The 18056-nt window shown below is 72.2% G+C and carries 15 protein-coding genes and 1 pseudogene; 6 read left to right on the forward strand and 10 right to left on the reverse strand.

The genetic code is table 11. The features are described from left to right. The first annotated feature begins 284 nt into the window (after positions 1 to 284). Positions 285 to 1487: an amino acid deaminase/aldolase gene (locus tag NLX86_RS03115; RefSeq protein WP_254369988.1), complete on the forward strand. Its 1203-nt coding sequence runs from the start codon at positions 285 to 287 to the stop codon at positions 1485 to 1487. Positions 1488 to 1534: 47 nt separating this feature from the next. Here NLX86_RS03115 and NLX86_RS03120 read toward each other — a convergent pair whose 3' ends face one another. From NLX86_RS03120 to NLX86_RS03135, 4 genes are all read right to left on the reverse strand, one after another. Further along, a complete protein-coding gene (locus tag NLX86_RS03120) occupies positions 1535 to 2431 on the reverse strand; it encodes a DUF2510 domain-containing protein (protein WP_254369989.1) in 897 nt (298 codons plus the stop codon). 108 nt (positions 2432 to 2539) lie between these two features. Next, positions 2540 to 3325, reverse strand: a complete 786-nt coding sequence (locus NLX86_RS03125) for a 3-oxoacyl-ACP reductase (protein ID WP_254369990.1) — start codon at positions 3323 to 3325, stop codon at positions 2540 to 2542. Positions 3326 to 3328: 3 nt separating this feature from the next. Next, positions 3329 to 4708: an aldehyde dehydrogenase gene (locus tag NLX86_RS03130; protein WP_254369991.1), complete on the reverse strand. Its 1380-nt coding sequence runs from the start codon at positions 4706 to 4708 to the stop codon at positions 3329 to 3331. A gap of 8 nt (positions 4709 to 4716) precedes the next feature. Continuing rightward, positions 4717 to 6087 (reverse strand): glutamine synthetase family protein, encoded by a 1371-nt coding sequence (locus tag NLX86_RS03135; RefSeq protein WP_254369992.1) that lies wholly within the window; start codon positions 6085 to 6087, stop codon positions 4717 to 4719. A 77-nt stretch (positions 6088 to 6164) separates the two neighbouring features. Between NLX86_RS03135 and NLX86_RS03140 the strand changes: the two genes are divergently transcribed. From NLX86_RS03140 to NLX86_RS03150, 3 genes are all read left to right on the forward strand, one after another. Beyond that, complete coding sequence (locus NLX86_RS03140) at positions 6165 to 6902, forward strand: FCD domain-containing protein (protein WP_254369993.1); 738 nt, start codon at positions 6165 to 6167, stop codon at positions 6900 to 6902. Positions 6903 to 7012: 110 nt separating this feature from the next. Continuing rightward, positions 7013 to 8485 carry an ethanolamine permease gene (gene eat / locus NLX86_RS03145; RefSeq protein WP_254369994.1) on the forward strand — a complete coding sequence of 491 codons (1473 nt, stop codon included), beginning with the start codon at positions 7013 to 7015 and terminating at the stop codon, positions 8483 to 8485. A gap of 61 nt (positions 8486 to 8546) precedes the next feature. Further along, the gene (locus NLX86_RS03150; RefSeq protein ID WP_254369995.1) at positions 8547 to 9242 is read left to right on the forward strand and encodes a gamma-glutamyl-gamma-aminobutyrate hydrolase family protein; all 696 of its coding nucleotides are present in this window, start codon (positions 8547 to 8549) and stop codon (positions 9240 to 9242) included. A 330-nt stretch (positions 9243 to 9572) separates the two neighbouring features. Here NLX86_RS03150 and NLX86_RS03155 read toward each other — a convergent pair whose 3' ends face one another. Continuing rightward, the gene (locus NLX86_RS03155; RefSeq protein WP_254369996.1) at positions 9573 to 10517 is read right to left on the reverse strand and encodes a LysR family transcriptional regulator; all 945 of its coding nucleotides are present in this window, start codon (positions 10515 to 10517) and stop codon (positions 9573 to 9575) included. A gap of 70 nt (positions 10518 to 10587) precedes the next feature. Here NLX86_RS03155 and NLX86_RS03160 point away from each other — a divergent pair, with 70 nt between their 5' ends. After that, entirely contained in the window at positions 10588 to 11907 is a 1320-nt protein-coding gene (locus NLX86_RS03160) for a TDT family transporter (protein WP_308409538.1), read from the forward strand. On the opposite strand, the pseudogene NLX86_RS03165 reads toward NLX86_RS03160, so the two are convergent. The 5 genes and pseudogenes from NLX86_RS03165 to NLX86_RS03185 form a co-directional block, all read right to left on the reverse strand. After that, positions 11802 to 12971: pseudogene (locus tag NLX86_RS03165) on the reverse strand (AI-2E family transporter); the annotation flags it as partial. The gene NLX86_RS03160 and the pseudogene NLX86_RS03165 sit on opposite strands and share 106 nt — an antisense overlap. A gap of 51 nt (positions 12972 to 13022) precedes the next feature. Further along, positions 13023 to 13745, reverse strand: a complete 723-nt coding sequence (locus tag NLX86_RS03170; protein WP_254369997.1) for a helical backbone metal receptor — start codon at positions 13743 to 13745, stop codon at positions 13023 to 13025. A gap of 25 nt (positions 13746 to 13770) precedes the next feature. Continuing rightward, the gene (locus NLX86_RS03175) at positions 13771 to 14349 is read right to left on the reverse strand and encodes a helix-turn-helix domain-containing protein (protein ID WP_254369998.1); all 579 of its coding nucleotides are present in this window, start codon (positions 14347 to 14349) and stop codon (positions 13771 to 13773) included. Positions 14350 to 14442: 93 nt separating this feature from the next. Continuing rightward, entirely contained in the window at positions 14443 to 15090 is a 648-nt protein-coding gene (locus NLX86_RS03180) for a GNAT family N-acetyltransferase (RefSeq protein ID WP_254369999.1), read from the reverse strand. Next, complete coding sequence (locus tag NLX86_RS03185; protein WP_254370091.1) at positions 15080 to 17152, reverse strand: penicillin acylase family protein; 2073 nt, start codon at positions 17150 to 17152, stop codon at positions 15080 to 15082. The genes NLX86_RS03180 and NLX86_RS03185 overlap by 11 nt, the downstream gene beginning before the upstream one ends. A gap of 114 nt (positions 17153 to 17266) precedes the next feature. Here NLX86_RS03185 and NLX86_RS03190 point away from each other — a divergent pair, with 114 nt between their 5' ends. Continuing rightward, positions 17267 to 17998 (forward strand): siderophore-interacting protein, encoded by a 732-nt coding sequence (locus tag NLX86_RS03190; protein WP_374213820.1) that lies wholly within the window; start codon positions 17267 to 17269, stop codon positions 17996 to 17998. Positions 17999 to 18056: the final 58 nt, after the last annotated feature.

Consider the following 18056-nt stretch of genomic DNA (forward strand, 5'->3'; position numbering starts at 1 on the left):
GCGGCGGCAAGGGCGGGTTGCCGGTACCGGGGGCGGCCGGCGCGGGCGGCGCGCCCGTGGTGGTCCATTCCGGGGGGAGGGTGGGGCCCGGGGGGCGTGCTTCCGTGCTCATCCGCCCCCCGTTCCGTCGCTCGCCGTACTGCCCGATCCCCTTGCGGGGCAGGTTCGTTCGCGCGTCACTCTACGGGTTCGGGCAGGCCGGGCGGGAACTCCCCGGCACCGCCGGGTGATCTGCCCCGATCGTCCCCCTACCCTGCGGTAATCAGGTCTGGCAAGCTGCGGCCATGATTCCGCGCGCTGCCGACGGGGACCGGTACGACCGGGCCACCGCCCACCTCGACGCGCCCCTCGCCGTCGTCGATCTGGAGGCCTTCGACGCCAACGCGGCCGACCTGGTCCGGCGAGCGGCCGGGAAGCCGGTCCGGGTGGCGAGCAAGTCCGTACGGTGCCGTGTCCTCCTGGAGCGCGTACTGGCGAGGGACGGGTTCGCCGGGGTCATGTCGTTCACGCTGGCCGAGTCGCTGTGGCTGGCCCGGTCCGGCTTCGATGACGTCCTGCTGGCCTATCCGTCCGCGGACCGCGCCGGTTTCGCCGAGCTGGCCGGCGATCCGAAGCTCGCCGCCGCGGTGACCGTGATCGTCGACGATCCGGCGCAGCTGGAGCTGATCGACCGGGCCCGCGACGGCGGCAAGGAGCAGGTGCGGGTCTGTCTGGAACTGGACACGTCCCTGCGACTGCTCGGCGGTCGCGTCCGGATAGGCGCACTCCGCTCCCCGCTGCGCACGCCGGTCCAGCTGGCGGAGCTGGCCCGCTCGATCGCACGGCGCCCCGGCTTCCGGCTGGTGGGGATCATGGCGTACGAGGGCCATGTGGCCGGCGTCGGCGATGCCGTGTCGGGCCGGCCGCTGCAGTCACGCACCATCCGCCTGATGCAGGCCGCGGCTCGCGGAGAGCTGGCCGCGCGCAGGGCCGAGGCCGTACGGGCGGTCCGGGCCGTCGCGCCGGACCTGGAGTTCGTCAATGGCGGTGGGACGGGCAGCGTGCAGCACACCGCCGCCGAGGACGCGGTGACCGAGATCGCGGCGGGGTCGGGGCTCTATGTGCCGCGGCTGTTCGACAACTACACGTCGTTCACCGGCCGTCCGGCGGCCCTGTTCGCGCAGCCCGTCGTACGCCGTCCGGGCGTGGGCGTGGTGACGGTACTCGGCGGCGGCTATCCGGCGTCCGGCGCGGCGGGCGCCGACCGGCTGCCGGTGCCCTGGCTGCCGGAGGGCTTGCGGTACGACGCGAAGGAGGCGGCCGGTGAGGTGCAGACCCCGCTGCTGGGGTCCGCCGCCGACGACCTGCTGATCGGCGACCGGGTCTGGTTCCGGCACGCCAAGGCCGGCGAGATGTGCGAGCGGTTCGACGAACTGCACCTGATCGAGGGCGACCGGGTGACGGCGACCGTACCGACGTACCGCGGCGAGGGGCGCACCTTTCTCTGAGGCCCTTTCTCTGAGGCCCTTTCTCTGAGGCTCGGACCGTTGGGGCCTCAGACCTTGCTGCCTACGCCGCCGTTGCCGCTGTCCCCCGACTGCCGGATCCCCTGGGTGATCCGGTCCATGAGGGACAGTTCCGGCCCGTCGGGGCCGGCGTCGAACGCGAGGCGGACGAGGACCATCGCCTCGGTCCCGGCGGCCGACGGGAAGACCACCGACTGGACGTAGCCGCCCGGCCCGGCGCCGGTGCTGACGCGCCAGCGGACCAGGTGGCCCGTGCGTCCGGCGACGACGACCGGCGCCGAGGTGAGCTGCCGGTGCGAGGTGATGCCGCCGTGGGGCTGCCGGTCGAGCACGTCGCGGCCGTACGCCGCCTCCGCGTGGTCGGAGATGTCCTTTTCGGCGATGGCCTTCGCGGTGGTCTCGTCGCCGGTCGGCGCGGTACGGGAGGTCACCTTGCCGTGCCGGCAGAACGCCGAGGAGTGGCCGGGGCACTCGTACTGCCCGATGGACATGGCGGTGGAGTCCTCGGCGAGGCTGTCGGGCTTCTCCCAGCCGTCCGGGACGGGCAGGATGATCTTGTTGAGCTGGTCGACGAGCAGGGAGGCTTCTTCGGACGGCTCGGCGGACGGTTCGGCAGCCGGGCCTTCGGTGCTGTTCTTTCCGTCCGGCGGTGACGCGGAACTGCTCGGCCCGGTCGCCGTTTTCGTGCCGCCGCCGTCGCCCTTGCCGAGCATCACCACCCCCAGCACGACCGCGGTGACGAGCACGACTCCCGCCGCGGTGAGCGCCACGACCTTGCCGCCGCCACCCTGGCGGCCGGGCGGTGGTTCCGGCGCGGGCCCGTCCAGGACCCGGCTGTGCGCGGTCCAGGCGACGCCGTCCCACCAGCGTTCGGTGCCCGGCACGCCGGGGTCGGGATACCAGCCGGGTTGGGTCGTCATGCTCATCCCGACACCCTAGGGCGCGTCACAGCGCTGCGACGGCTTCTGGATGCACGACAGCCGGGCGTCCTGCGACGCCCGGCTGCGCAAAAGGGGACGGATTACTTGGGTGTGTTACATGGGGGTGACGTAGGCCCCGGAGATTCCGCCGTCGACCAGGAAGTCGGTGGCGTTGATGAAGGACGAGTCGTCGCTGGCCAGGAAGGCGACCGCGGCGGCGATCTCCTCCGCCTCGGCGAACCGGCCGACCGGGATGTGGACCAGGCGGCGCGCGGCCCGCTCGGGGTCCTTGGCGAACAGCTCCCGCAGGAGCGGGGTGTTGACCGGCCCCGGGCACAGGGCGTTGACCCTGATGCCCTCGCGGGCGAACTGCACGCCCAGCTCGCGGGACATGGCGAGTACGCCGCCCTTGGAGGCGGTGTACGAGATCTGGCTGGTGGCCGCGCCCATGATGGCCACGAACGAGGCGGTGTTGATGATCGAGCCGCGGCCCTGGCGCTGCATGTAGGGGAGGGCCGCCTTGCAGCACAGGTAGACGGAGGTGAGGTTGACGTCCTGGACGCGCTTCCAGGCGTCGAGCCCGGTGGTGAGGATGGAGTCGTCGTCGGGCGGCGAGATACCGGCGTTGTTGAAGGCGATGTCCACCGAGCCGTAGGTGTCGAACGCGGTCTTGAACAGCGCCTCGACCTGCTCGGGGTCGGTGACGTCGACCCGTACGAACGTGCCGCCGGACTCGTCGGCCGCGGCCTTGCCCGCGGCTTCGTCGATGTCGCCGCAGACGACGCTTGCGCCCTCGGAGGCGAGGCGGCGGGCGGTGGCCAGGCCGATGCCGCTGCCGGCGCCGGTGATGACGGCGGTACGGCCGATCAGGCGGCGGCAGATGGAAGTCTCTACGGTCATGGGTCAGGCCTCCGTGCTGATGAAGACGTTCTTGGTTTCGGTGAAAGCGGCGAGGGCGTCGGGTCCCAGTTCCCGGCCGAGTCCGGACTGCTTGTAGCCGCCGAACGGGGTCCAGTAGCGGACGCTGCTGTGCGAGTTGACCGACAGGTTGCCGGCGGCGACGGCGCGCGAGACGCGGATCGCGCGCCCCACGTCGCGGGTCCAGATCGAGCCGGACAGGCCGTACTCGGTGGCGTTGGCGAGCCGGATCGCGTCGGCCTCGTCCTCGAAGGGCAGGACGACGGCGACCGGGCCGAAGACCTCCTCGGTGGCGGCCGGGGCGTCCGCGGCGATGTCGGTGAGGACGGTCGGCGGGAACCAGAAGCCGCGGCCTTCGGGGGCGCTGCCCCGGATGCCCTTGAGGCCGTCGGGAACGTACGACCGTACGCGCTCCAGCTGGGCCGCCGAGATCAGCGGGCCCATCTGCGTCGCCTCGTCGGACGGGTCGCCGACGACCACGGACTCGATGCCGGGCGTGAGGAGTTCGAGGAAGCGGTCGTACACGCCGCGCTCGACGAGGACGCGGGTTCGGGCGCAGCAGTCCTGGCCGGAGTTGTCCAGGAACGACATGGGGGTGGCGGCCGCGGCGGCTTCGAGGTCGGAGTCGGCGAAGACGATGTTCGGGCTCTTGCCGCCGAGTTCGAGGGTCACGCGCTTCACCCGCGTGGCGCACTTGGCCATGATCTGCCTGCCCACCCCGGTGGAACCGGTGAACACGATCTTGGCGACGCCCGGGTGCTCGACGAGCGCGTTGCCGGCGACCGCGCCCGCACCGGGGAGCACCTGGAAGAGGTGCTCGGGAAGGCCGGCCTCCAGGGCGAGTTCGGCCAGGCGCAGGGCTGTCAGCGGAGTGGTCTCGGCCGGTTTGAGGAGGACCGCGTTGCCGGCCGCGAGTGCGGGGGCCGCGCCCCAGGCGGCGATCGGCATGGGGAAGTTCCAGGGCGCGATGACGCCGATGACCCCGAGGGGTTCGAGGAGGGTGATGTCCAGGCCCCCCGCGACCGGGATCTGGCGGCCGGAGAGCCGCTCCACTCCCCCGGCCGCGAAGTCCAGCAGATCGCGGACGTTGCCCGCCTCCCAGCGGGCGTTGCCGAGGGTGTGGCCGGCCTCGCGGACCTCCAGCCGGGCGAGTTCCTCGCGGTGTTCGTCGACGACGAAGGCGAAGCGGCGCAGCAGCCGGGCCCGGTCGGCGGGGGCGGCGGCCGCCCATCCCTGCTGGGCACGGGCGGCCCGTACGACCGCGGCGTCGACCTCGGCGGCCGTGGTCGCCGGGACGGTCGCGATGACTTCCTCGGTGGCCGGATTGAGTACGTGATGTTCCACAGCGTGGTGCTCGTGCGACAAGGCGTTCCTCACATGCGTTCGAAGGAGCGGCGCAGCTCCCAGTCGGTCACCGCGGCGTCGAATGCGGCGAGCTCGACGCGCGCCATGTTGCGGTAGTGCGCGACGACTTCGTCGCCGAAGGCCGCCTTGGCGATGGGGCTGTTCTCCCACAGTTCGGCGGCCTCGCGGAGCGTGGTCGGCACGTGCTCGTACTCGCCGGTGTAGGCGTTGCCCGCGCACGCCTCGGGGAGTTCGAGCTGCTGCTCGATGCCGTACAGGCCGGCCGCGACGAGTCCGGCGACCGCGAGGTGCGGGTTGACGTCGCCGCCGGGGAGGCGGTTCTCGAAGCGCATCGAGCGGCCGTGGCCGACGACGCGCAGCGAGCAGGTGCGGTTGTCGTAGCCCCAGGCGACGGCGGTCGGGGCGAAGGAGCCGGGCTGGAAGCGCTTGTACGAGTTGATGTTCGGCGCGTAGAGGAGGGAGAAGTCGCGCAGCGCGGCGAGCTGTCCGGCGAGGAAGTGGCGCATCACCGGGGACATGCCGCCGGGGCCGTCGCCCGCCATGACGTTGTGCCCGGCCTCGTCGAGGGACTGGAGCGAGAGGTGGATGTGGCAGGAGTTGCCCTCGCGCTCGTTGTACTTGGCCATGAAGGTGAGCGAGACGCCCTCCTGGGCGGCGATCTCCTTGGCGCCGGTCTTGTAGACGGCGTGCTGGTCGCAGGTCACGAGCGCCTCGTCGTACTTGAAGGCGATCTCGTGCTGGCCGGGGTTGCACTCGCCCTTCGCGGACTCGACGGTCAGTCCCGCGGCCGCCATCTCGTTGCGGATGCGGCGCAGCAGGGGCTCGATACGGCCGGTGCCGAGCACCGAGTAGTCGATGTTGTACTGGTTGGCCGGCGTGAGGCCGCGGTAGTTGCTGTCCCAGGCCTGTTCGTACGTGTCCTTGAAGACGATGAATTCGAGTTCGGTGCCGACGTGGGCGCTGTATCCGTGCTCGGCGAGGCGCTCCAGCTGGCGGCGCAGGATCTGCCGGGGCGCGGCGACGACGGGCGATCCGTCGTTCCAGGCGAGGTCGGCGATGAGCATGGCCGTGCCCGCGTTCCAGGGGACGCGGCGCAGGGTGGACAGGTCGGGGTGCATGGCGAAGTCGCCGTAGCCGCGGTCCCAGGAGGACATCTCGTAGCCGTCGACGGTGTTCATGTCGGTGTCGACGGCGAGGAGGTAGTTGCAGCCCTCGGTGCCGTGGTCGAGCACGTCGTCGAGGAAGAACGGTGCGGCGAACCGCTTGCCCTGGAGCCGCCCTTGCATATCGGGGAAGGCCAGGACGACAGTGTCGATCTCACCGCTCGCGACGAGGGCACGCAGCTCCTCGATCCCGAGCGGGGGTGTGCGGTCTGCCACGGGATTTTCCTCCTTCGGTCAGCCGGGAGCCATAAGGTATTGCCGAAGACCATTGCTTGGGAAGGGGAAACCGCGACGTGGTGAATGAGAGTGACACCTCCGACCGGCTCGCGCCCGTGTTGCGGCCGGTCCGGGCGGGCAACGGTTTCGAGGAGGCGCTGGAGCAGATTCTCCAGGTCGTACGGCTGGGTCTGGTGGCCGCCGGCGAGCGGCTGCCCGCCGAGCGCGAGCTGGCGGACCGGCTGCGGATCAGCCGGGTCACCCTGCGCGAGGTGCTGAAGGTGCTGCAGGACCAGGGGCTGGTGGAGAGCCGCCGGGGCCGGTACGGAGGAACGTTTGTGCGGCCGCGCTCGGACACCCACGCCGGGGGCTCCGAGGAGGAGCTGCGCCGCCGGGTGGCCGACGTCGACATCGAGGACATCCTGCGCTTCCGGGAGGTGCTCGAAGTGGGTGCGGCCGGGCTGTGCGCGGCGCACGGCCTCTCCGAGGAACAGGCGGACCGGCTGCGCGCGGCGCTCGCCGCGACGCATGACGCGCCGCTGGCCGACTACCGCAGGCTCGACACCCTGCTGCACCTGACCCTGGCAGAGCTGTCCGGCTCGGCCACGCTGACGGCGCAGTACGCCGCCGTACGGGCGACCGTGAACGAACTGCTCGACTGCATCCCGCTGCTCGTGCGCAACCTGGAGCACTCCCAGCACCAGCACACCGCGCTCGTCGAGGCCGTACTGGAGGGCGACGCGGACGCGGCGCGCGAGGTGATGCGCGAGCACTGCGGCGGTACGGCGGCGCTGCTGCGGGGCTTCCTGACCTGAGATCCGTTACATCCGTTTAACGCACAGGTCTTGCGCAGCAGCCGATGCGGCCGCAATGGTGTGGCCCCACACCATTACCCCGCAGCATTGACCGAGGGCAGGAGCGGCTCATGGCCGACGGCACCGACTCGCGCACCGCACCACCATCAGCACCGGTCGGCTCCTCGGCCGACTCCGAAAGCACCTACCTCCAGCGGCGCGCGCTGCGCCGGGGCAGTGCGGGCTGGCTGCTGCTCACCGGCCTCGGCGTGGCCTATGTCGTCTCCGGCGACTTCTCCGGCTGGAACCTCGGCCTGGCCGAGGGCGGTTTCGGCGGGCTGGCGATCGCCACTCTGCTGATGGGCGTGATGTACGCCTGTCTGGTCTTCGCGCTCGCCGAGCTGTCAGCCATCCTCCCCACCGCGGGCGGCGGCTACGGCTTCGCGCGGCGGGCGCTGGGCACCTGGGGCGGCTTCCTGACCGGCACCGCGATCCTCATCGAGTACGTCATGGCACCCGCCGCCATCTCGATCTTCATCGGCCAGTACGTCGAATCGCTGAAGCTGTTCGGCCTGACCAACAGCTGGCCGGTCTATCTCGCGTGCTTCGCGATCTTCATCGGGATCCACCTGTGGGGAGTCGGCGAGGCGCTGCGCTTCAGTCTCGTGGTGACCGCCATCGCGGTGGCGGCGCTGCTGATCTTCGCGGTCGGGGCGTTCACCGAGTTCGACGCGGACGGGCTCAGCGACATCCCGGTCGACAAGGAGGCGTTCGGGTCGGGCTCCTGGCTGCCGTTCGGCCTGCTGGGCATCTGGGCCGCGTTCCCGTTCGGCATGTGGTTCTTCCTCGGTGTCGAGGGCGTGCCCCTGGCCGCCGAGGAAGCCAAGGACCCCGTCCGCTCGATGCCGCGGGCCCTGGCGATCTCGATGGGCATCCTGGCGCTGCTGGCCCTGATCACCTTCTTCGCCGCGACCGGGGCACAGGGCGCGGACGCCATCAAGGAGGCGGGCAACCCGCTGGTCGTCGCGCTGGAGGGAGACGGCGATCCGACCGCGCTCAGCCGCTTTGTGAACTACGCGGGCCTGGCCGGTCTCGTCGCCTCCTTCTTCTCCCTCATCTACGCCGGATCCCGCCAGCTCTTCGCACTCTCCAGGGCCGGCTACCTGCCCCGCTTCCTCTCCCTGACGAGCCGCCGCAAGGCCCCCTACCTGGGGCTCCTGATCCCCGGCGCGATCGGCTTCGCGCTCGCGGCCGGCAGCGGCAACGGCGGCCGGATGCTCAATGTCGCCGTCTTCGGCGCGACCATCTCGTACGCGCTGATGGCCCTCTCCCACATCGTGCTGCGTCGCCGTGAACCCGGGCTGGAGCGTCCGTACCGTACGCCCGGTGGCGTCCTCACCTCTTCGGTGGCCTTCGTACTGGCGCTCTCCGCGCTGGTGGCGACCTTCCTGGTGGACAAGGACGCGGCGTTCATCGCGCTCGGCGTCTATGCAGTGGCTCTCGCCTACTTCGCCTTCTACAGTCGGCACCGACTGGTCGCTGCCGCTCCCGAGGAGGAGTTCGCGGCGCTGGCCGCGGCCGAGGCCGAGCTCGAACGCGGCTGAGCGCACCAGCAACCGGCAATCACCGGCAGCACTGACCGCATCCCGACCGGAGGAACCACCCGTGACCGAGCCGCTGATCGGTGTCAGCACCTACCTGGAGCCCTCCGCCCGGTGGGGCGTATGGGACCTGCCGGCCGCCCTGCTGCCCGCCGGGTACCCCCGGCTGGTCCAGGCGGGCGGCGGGCTGGCCGCGATGCTGCCGCCGGACGAACCGGCCGCGGCGGCACGGGTGGTGGCCCGGCTCGACGGACTGGTCATCGCCGGCGGTCCCGACGTGGAACCGGGCCGGTACGGGGCTGAGCGCGAGCCCCTGACCGGCCCGCCCGCCGAGGAGCGGGACGCGTGGGAACTCGCCCTGATCGCGGCCGCCCTGGAGTCCGGGACACCGCTGCTGGGCATCTGCCGCGGCATGCAGCTGCTCAATGTGGCGCTGGGCGGCACGCTCGTACAGCACCTCGAAGGGCACACGGAGACGGTCGGGACGTTCGGCGCGCACCCGGTGAAGCCGGTTCCCGGCACGCGATACGCGGCGATCGTGGCCGAGGAGGCCGACGTACCGACGTACCACCACCAGGCCGTGGACCGGCTCGGCCGCGGCCTGGTGGTCTCCGCGCACGCGGCGGACGGGACGGTGGAGGCCGTCGAACTGCCCGGCGAGCCATGGGTGCTGGGCGTCCAGTGGCATCCGGAGATGGGACAGGACGCCCGGGTGATGGCGGCTCTGGTCGCGGCGGCCGCGGCGCGTTCCACGTCCTGAGCGGAGCTCAGATCATCATTCGCCGCCGGGCCCCTGACCCGCGCCCCGCCCGTGGGGGAGCTTGTTGATCAGTCCGGATCGGTCCGCGCCGCCGGTGAGCGGCTGATGTCGTGTCGCGGTCAGCTCGGCATCCGGAGGGATGAAGAGCCGAGGCCGAGTCGGCGCGCAAGGACAGCAGAGGCCCGCGACTTCAGTCGCTGCCGCGGCAGGCGGTGAGAGGCGTCGGCGAGCGACGGACGACGCGCGAGCGCGGGCGCGTCGTGCCTGGCGGCACCTCTGGGGGCACCCCCAGCGGTAGCCGGGGGAGCGCCGCGGGGCCGGGGTGATTCGTCAGGCGCCGCCCGGGATCAGGGGCGTCCGGCGGGTCAGGGACAGGAGGTCCCTGGCCGGGCCCGCCGGGCGGGTGCCCGCCGGCCATACCGCCCGCAGGTCGCGGCGCAGGCTGACGCCCTCCACCGGAACCTCGGCCAGCCGGTGGGCCGACAGCTCCTCGCCGACCGCGAGTTCGCTCAGGACGCAGGGCCCGTGGCCGCTCACCGTGGCGGCCTTCACCGCGGTGGTGGAGGCGAGTTCGAGGAGGGGCTCGGCGAGGCCGCCGTACGCGGCGAGCGCGGCGTCCAGGACCTGGCGGGTGCCGGAGCCCTGCTCGCGCAGGATGAGCGGGGTCGCCGCGAGTTCCTCGGGTCCCAGCGGCTTGCGGCGGCGGCTCCAGGGGTGGGCGGGGGCGGCGACGACGAGCAGGCGGTCGTGGCCTATGACGGTGGAGTCCAGGCCCTCGGGCGTGGCCAGCCCCTCGACGAAGCCGAGGTCGGCCTCATGGGCGAGGAGCCGTCCGGCGACGGCGGCCGAGTTGCCGGCCAGCAGGGACACGGCCGTGCCGGGGCGCTCGCCGCGCAGCGCGATCAGCCAGCCGGGCAGCAGGTACTCGGCGATGGTCATGCTGGCCGCGACGCGCAGCCGCGAGTCACGGCGCACGCGCAGCGCCTGCGCCCCTGCGTCGAACACCTCCGCGGCCTCGACGATGCGCCCCGCCCAGTCCGTGACGAGCGCCCCGGATTCGGTGAGCCGGGAGCCGCGCGGTGACCGGTCGACCAGCGCCACGCCGAGCTGTCGCTCCATGGAACGGATGCGGCTGCTCGCGGCGGGCTGGGTGATGCCGAGTTCGCGGGCCGCCCGGCCGAGACTGCCGAGCCGGGCGACGGCGAGCAACAGCTCCAGCGCGCCGAGGTCGGGCACGCGGTGGGAGAGGGGGGCCGGTTCCGCAGCGCTGCTCATAACTTCAGATTATGCCCCCATAGACATGTCGTCCCTGGTGGGAGGGGCCGGTCCACCGGAGGGTGGACGCATGGCCACCGTCGCTCAGCCCCGCCCCCTCCCCCTCCCCCTCCCCGCGCGCGTGCGGGTGCCGGCTCTGCGGCACTTCGGCCCGAACTGGTACGCCCCCGTCATGGGCACCGCGATCGTCGCCACCGCCGGGGCGGCTCTGCCGTACGGCATACCGGGGCTGCGCGGGGCCTGCGTCGCCTTCTGGGCGCTGTCCGCCGCACTGCTGGGCGTCGTGCTCCTCGCCCGCGCCGGGCACTGGCTGCACCACCGTGACCAGGCGCGGGCTCATCTGCTCGACCCGGCGGTCGCCCCGTTCTACGGGTGTCTTTCGATGGCCCTGCTGGCGGTCGGCGGCGGCACGCTCGTCGTGGGCCGGGACGTGATCGGAGAGGGCGCGGCGGTCGCCGTGGACGCGGCGCTGTTCACCGTGGGCACGGGCATCGGACTGGCGGTCGCGGTGGCCATCCCGTACCTGATGGTCGTACGTCACCAGGCCGGGCCCGGCAGCGCCTCTCCCGTCTGGCTGCTGCCGGTGGTCGCGCCCATGGTGTCGGCCGCGCTCGGGCCGCTGCTGGTCCCGCATCTGCCCGCGGGCCGGCCTCGGGAGGCGATGCTGCTCGCCTGCTACGCCATGTTCGGGCTGAGCCTGCTGGCCACCCTGCTGATACTGCCGCTGGTGTTCGCCCGGCTCGTCCACCACGGGCCGCTGCCGCTCGCGCTGACGCCCGCGCTGTTCCTTGTCCTCGGACCCCTCGGCCAGTCCACCACCGCGGTCAACCAGCTCGCGGACGTGGCTCCGGGCGCGATCGGCGATCCGTACGCGGGGGCACTCGGCGCGTTCGCCGTCGTCTACGGCGTACCGGTGATGGGCTTCGCGCTGCTGTGGCTGGCGCTCGCCGGGGCGATGGTGGTGCGGGCGGCCCGGAACGGGATGCCCTTCGCGATGACCTGGTGGGCGTTCACCTTCCCGGTCGCTACGTGCGTCACGGGAGCCGCCGGACTGGCCCGGTACACCGGACTCGCCGCATTCGAGTGGCTGGCGGCCGCGCTGTTCGTGTTCCTGCTGGCCGCGTGGGCGGTGGCCGGATTCCGTACGCTGCGGGGACTGTTCAGCGGCGTTCTGCTCGCGCAGCCTCAGCCGACCACCACCTCGGACTTTCGCGACCGGAGCAGGGCTTGGTGCGCCGACCAGAGAACGGACACGAGCGGTACGGCCACGACCGCGCCCACCACTCCCGCTGCGATTGCGCCGCCGATGACGGAGACTGCGACGACCACGGGGTGCAGCCGGACGGCCCAGCTCATTACGATCGGGTGCAGCAGGTGTCCTTCGATCTGACCGATGATCACAATCAACGCAACGACGATCGCCGCCACGACCGGACCCTTCGACGCGAGGGCCACCACAGCGGCAACCGCGAGAGCGACGGGCGAGCCGATCAGCGGAATGAAGGCGGCGAAGAGCTCCAGCAGTGCCAGAGGTACGGCCAGAGGTACTCCGAGGGCCAAGAGGGCCACGCCGACCAGAATGGCGTTGGTCACCGCCACCAGCACGATGCCGTGCGTGTAACCCGTAAAAGTCCGCCACGCCGCCCGGCCGGCGATGGCCGCCCGGTCCCGGACGGTCATGGGCAGCTGGTCGCACGACCAGCTCCACAGCCGGTCTCCCGAGTGGATGAAGAACACCGAACAGAACAGTGCCAGGGCGAATACCGTCAGCACCTCCACCAGCCGCCCTGCGCCGCTGAGAGCTGTACTGATCAGGGTGGCCCGGTGGGCCGACAGGAATCGTCCGAGCCGGGACTGGACGTCTGAGAGCGCTTCCGGGTTCAGCCGGAAGGGCGGTTCCTCCAGCCGGCGCTCGATCCTGCCGATGCCCTCGCCGAACTCCCGTTGCAGGCCGGACCGCTCGGCTGCCACCACCTCACCGATCAGGGCCAGGATTGCGAGTACGAGGACGATGCTGCCGATCAACGTCACAGTGACGGCCAGCGGCCGTGGGACAAAGCGGGTGAGGAGATCCGCCACCGGCCTGAGCATCGCGGTGACGACCAGGCCGAGGAACACGGCCACGGCGATCTCGTGAAAATGTCCCAGCACGGAGAAGACGGCGTAGACGGCGCCTCCCACCACGAGGATCCGCCACGCGTAAGCGGCAGCCGTCCGGAGTGCCGGAAACACCCGCGGCTCGCCCCCGGACGCCGGCCCCACGCCTTCGCCCGACTGCCGCGCCGACGGACGGTCCATGCCGCGAAGTGCCTGGCGCGACGCCGCGCGGATCCGGTTCCGCCGCGCCTCGGAGGGCGCACCGGGGTCCGGGTGCGTGCGCTGCGTTTCGGGTTGCCTGGGCATCCCTGGCTCGTACCACCACGGACCCGTCACGTCACGCGCCAGAAGCCACATTCGCCCGAAGGCACTCGCGCGGGGGGCGCGCTCGCCCGGCCTGGAACGCGTCTAAATCTGACGATGTGCTCGTCGCAGCGCCGCGCCGAGGACCTCGGGTGCCTCGGCCAGTGAGGGGCCGTACCAGGTGAGGTGGCGGCCGCTGACGAGTGCGGCGGGCAGGCCGGGGAAGGCCTCGGGGCCGTCCTCGGCGGTGAAGCGGTAGGGCTCGTCCGGCAGGACGACGAGATCGCTGTCCGCCTCGTTCAGCTCGTCCACCGGAATACGCGGATAGCGCTCGGCATGGTCGGCGTACACGTTCTCCACCCCGAGCCTCGCGAGCAGGTCGCCGGCGAAGGTGTCCCGGCCCAGCACCATCCAGGGCCGCCGCCAGACGGGAACGACGGCCCTTCGTTTGACCACCGGGACGACGTTCGCCCATGCGGCCTCGGCCTCGTCGAGCCAGCGGGGCCTGCTCAGCCCGCAGCCCGCCACCAGGACTCGTTCGAGCTCGCGGAAGGCGCCGCGGACGTCGCGGATCTCGGTGACCAGCACGTCGAGACCGGCGGCGCGCAGCTCGGCGAGGTCCGGTGCGCGGTTCTCCTCCTCGTTGGCGATCACCAGATTGGGGCGGAGCCGGACGACCGCGTCGACATCCGGGTTCTTGGTGCCGCCGATGCGTGCGGCACCGAGGTCCGCCGGATGGGTGCACCAATCGGTGACTCCTGCCAGCAGGCCGGGGGCGGTCACGGCCACGGCTTCGGTGAGGGAGGGGACGAGCGAGACGACGCGCACGGGGCGCTCCCTTCAGCGGCGGGCTTCAGCGACGGAGTTCGCCGGTCGCGTCGACATGGCCGGCGACCGCGACGACAAGGATTCGGGTGCCAGGGGCGGTGGCGCGCCAGCGGTGCCGGACGCCGCCGGAGAGGAAGAGGGTGTCGCCCCGCTCCAGGCGGTACGCCCGCCCCTCTGCCTCCACCTCGGCCGCACCGTCCGCGACGTACATCAGCTCGTCGTTGCGGTGCTGGAACTCCCGCCCGGCGTCCTGCTCGCCGGTGAACTCCAGGGCGCGCAGCTGGTGCTGACCGCGGACGAGCGAGCGGACCCGGGCTTCGAGACCGGGGTCGGCGCCGGCCCGTACGACATCGACCGTGCGCGCGGAGTCGGAGGCGGCGATCAGCTGCCCGGCCGTGGTCTCCAGGGCGTCCGCGACCCGCTGCAGTGAGCGCATGCTGGGGCGGGCCCGCTGGTTCTCTATCTGGCTCAGGAACGGTACGGACAGTCCGCTGCGCGCGGCGACCGCGGCAAGGGTGAGGTCGAGGGCCCGGCGCCGTCTGCGCACGGCGGACCCGACCCGGAGGGGTTCCTTGTCCTTGTCGTCCTTGTCCTTCGCGCCCATTCGCCCGGTCTCCCCTCCTCGTCCTGTCGGCGCTGCGGTGTACTGACAGCACCATACGCAGCTTCGGCCCGTGGCCGTACCGGAGAGAACGGTTCAACTGCGGCCGGCAAAGGACTCCTGGGTGAGGAAGGCCAGCCTGGCGCGCTTCTCCGGGAGGTAGACCTCGGGCAGGTCGATCTCGGGGAGGACGATCTCGGGCCCGAGTACGAAGCCCGTCCGCTGCAGGCGCGTGATCGCCTTCTCGTTGCGGGCGTCCGGTTCGGCCACGATCCGCTGCCGTCCGGGGACCGAGAGCACATGGCTGACGAATACCGAGAGGAGGGCGGCGGTGTAGCCCGGTCGGGGCTCGCCGGCGGCGGGACCGAGCATCAGGTGGACGCCGACGTCGCCCGGATCGACGTCGTAGCACTCGCCGACCCGGTCGGCCGACGGCTCGTACGTCTGGAAGAGCGCGACCGGCTCGTCGCCCAGGAGGGCCAGGAAGGCGTGGTGCGTGGTGAGGGAGTCGAGGTGGGTGTAGATCTCCAAGACCTGTTCGCGGCTCGCGTCACCCATGCCCCAGAACCGGGCCCGCTCCTCGATGACCCAGCGGTGGATCACACCGGCGTCGGCCGCCGGGTCCACCGGGACGACGCGGACCGTTCCGAAACCGTCGACCGCCTGCTCGTGGACGGCCTCGCGGGTACCGCACGGAGCAGCCGGGGACTCGGTCGGGGATGCGGTCGGGGACTCAGAAGTCATGGTTCTCCTCGGTGAGGGTCAGGTGGTTCCAGTCAGTGACCACGGGGAGGAGTTCTCCCCGTACCCACAGGGGCAGCTGGTCGCGGTAGTGGGCACCGCCCGGGACGCCCGAGGCGCCGAGCGGGACCACCCAGAGGCTGTCCTCGCGCCGGGCGAGGTCCCACACGTAGCGCGCCGCGGGGCCGCGTGCGCTGAGGTCGGTGAGGCCGGGCACGCTCGACGTGGACAGCACGCAGTCGTGGTCGCCGGAGAGCCCCGGCCACTCCTCCTGGGCGGCGCCGGGCACGGCCTGCCACGGCAGGAGCCGGTGGGTCTCACCCCATGTCGCGGGCGTCCGGCTGCGGGCTGCCTCGTGGGCGGCGATGTCCTCGACGGCCGCCCTGACGACCTCGGCCCGGTCGATGCCGGGCAGCAGCGCGGTCGTGAGCAGACCTTCCAGGGCGTAGGCGACCTTGGGTACGAGGGCGAGCCAGGGCAGAAACGTCTCCGGATACGCCGGCGGCTCGGCCAGCCGCGCCAGCTCCGGGCAGGCGGCCAGCCGGCGCACCACCGCGGAGCGCAGCGCGGCGAACGCGGCGGCCTCGGTGCTTGTCGCGTCCATCCGGCGGTCCCAGCGAAGGAGCGCCTCGCGCAGCCGTACGGCGTCCGGGCTCAGCCCGTCGAGGCCGGCCAGCAGGTCCAGCAGGGGCCGGGCGGAGGCCAGGTGGGTGTCGGTGTGGACCGCTGCCATGCCCTTGGCGGACCAGGCCGCCGACTCCTCCAGCAGCTGCCGGATCCGGTCCGCCCGGTGGGGGGCCGCGAACTCGACGCCGAGCGGGCCGGCCAGGCCCCGCTGGTTGGCCATCACGGCGACGTCGTCGACGTCCTCTCGGGGCAGCGGGGCGTGCCAGCCGCGCCACTCGTGTCCGGCCTCCCAGGCAGGCACGACGCGCAGCTGGTTGTCCCGGTGGCGCAGCGGCACGGCGCCGGCGACCCGGTGCAGCAGGCCGCCCTCGGTGTCGGCGGCCTGTACGACGTTGACGGGCTCCGCCCACCGGTCGAAGGCACGGTCCACATCGGCGACCGTGGTCGCCCTGAGCAGTTCGGGCAGGGCGCCGAAGCCGAGGTCCTCGCGGACCCGCGGGGGGCAGCGGAGGCTGATCGCGTACTCCTCGTCCGGTCCGCCGATGATGACGGGCCCCCGGTCGGTCTCGATCACCTCGACGTCGACCGGATCGGCCCCCGCCACCTCGACGGTCTCGACGTGGACGGCGGCCGGCCGCCAGCCGTCCGGGCCGAGCGCCTCCACCCGGGCGTCGTTGCGCCGGAGCTGTTCCCGGTAGAGGTCCTGGTAGTCGGCCATGGCGTTGGTGATCGCCCAGGCCACCGAGCCGGTGTGCCCGAAGTGGCCGATGCCGGGGACGCCGGGGACGGCCAGCCCCACCACGTCGAACTCCGGACAGGCCAGGTGGATCTGCTGGTAGACGCCCGGGTCCTCGATGAACCGGTGCGGGTCGCCGGCGATGAGGGGCGCCCCGGTGACCGTGCGTCCGCCGGTGACGAGCCAGCCGTTGCTGCCGGAGGTGCCGGGCCCGTCGGTGGCGAACAGTTCGACCGACGCGTTGCCGAGGGCGCGGGCGACCTCCTCGCGCCACAGTTTGGTGGGGAACCCCGCGAACAGGATGTGCGTGGACAGCCAGATCCCCAGCGGGGTCCACGGCTGCCACTGTCCGGGGACCAGTCCCGTGGCGGCGAACTCCGGTGACCGCGGCTGCCCTTCGCGCAGGCCCGCGTTGACCCCGTCGACGTAACTGCTGACCCAGGCGGCGGTGTCCGCGTCGAGCCGGGCGAAGCAGCGCCGGGCGGTGTCCTCCACCCGGGCCTGCCGGACGAATCGGTCCCAGCCGACGGCCTCGGCGCCCAGGAAGGCAGCGGTGGTGCCCTGCGACCGGTGCCGCTCGACCTCGATCTGCCAGGCCCGGTCGGTGGCGGCGTTACGGCCTTGGGCGTAGGCGAGTTCCCGCGCACTGCCGGCGCGTAGATGGGGGATGCCCCAGGCGTCCCGGTAGACCTCGATGCTCACACTGACCCCCATCTGTTTTAGGTTAGGCTGGCCTAACTTAAACGACGGACGCGCGGAAGAACAATCGTGCGGGCAGCGGGCAGCTGTCCCGCGCCGATGGGGAGGGAGACCGTGGTGGGACATGGCTGGGAGGGCGTGGTCCTCAAGCTCATGCGGGGCAAGGACTTCGAGTTCACCGTGACGGGCGCCGAGCAGGTCACCGAGCACTTCCGGCGGGTGCATCTCACCGACGGCGGCATGCTCGGCGCGACCGGGGTGCACCCCACGATGTGGGTGCGGATGTGGTTCGAGAACGGCGGCAAGCCGCATCAGCGTGCCTACACCCTGGTGGACGCCGACCCCGAAGCGGGCACCTTCAGCCTGGAGTTCGCCCTGCACGACGGCTGCGCGAGCGACTGGGCACGAAAGGCGCAGCCGGGCGACACGATCGAGGCGACCCTCCAGGGCACCGGTTTCGCCGCGCCCGACCCGCTGCCGTCGCGGCTGTTCGTGATCGGCGACCCGGCCTCGCTGCCGGCCGTCAACTCACTGCTGGACTCGATCGGGCAGGTGCCGGCGACCATCTGGTTCGAGACCACGCACGATTCGGACGACGAGCTGCCGGTGCGGCTGGACCCGGCACACCACGAACTGCGCAGGGTCCCACGGCGGGAGGCCGGCGCCCACCTGGTCGAGGAGGTGCGGAAAGCTCTGCCCGGCCTGCTCGGGGACCCGGCCGCCGCGTACATGTGGATCGCGTGCGACACGGCGACGACCCGGGCCCTCACCTCGTACGTGCGCAAGGAACTGGCTGTGCCGAAGGACCGGGTCAACGCGCTGGGGTACTGGCGGGTGGATCAGGGGTGACTGAAAGGGGTGGGCCGCCGTGGCGGCCCACCCCTTTCGGCTTTCGCGTCCGTGCCGG

This window comes from Streptomyces sp. A3M-1-3 (genome assembly GCF_024213665.1).
Taxonomy (GTDB): Bacteria; Actinomycetota; Actinomycetes; order Streptomycetales; family Streptomycetaceae; genus Streptomyces.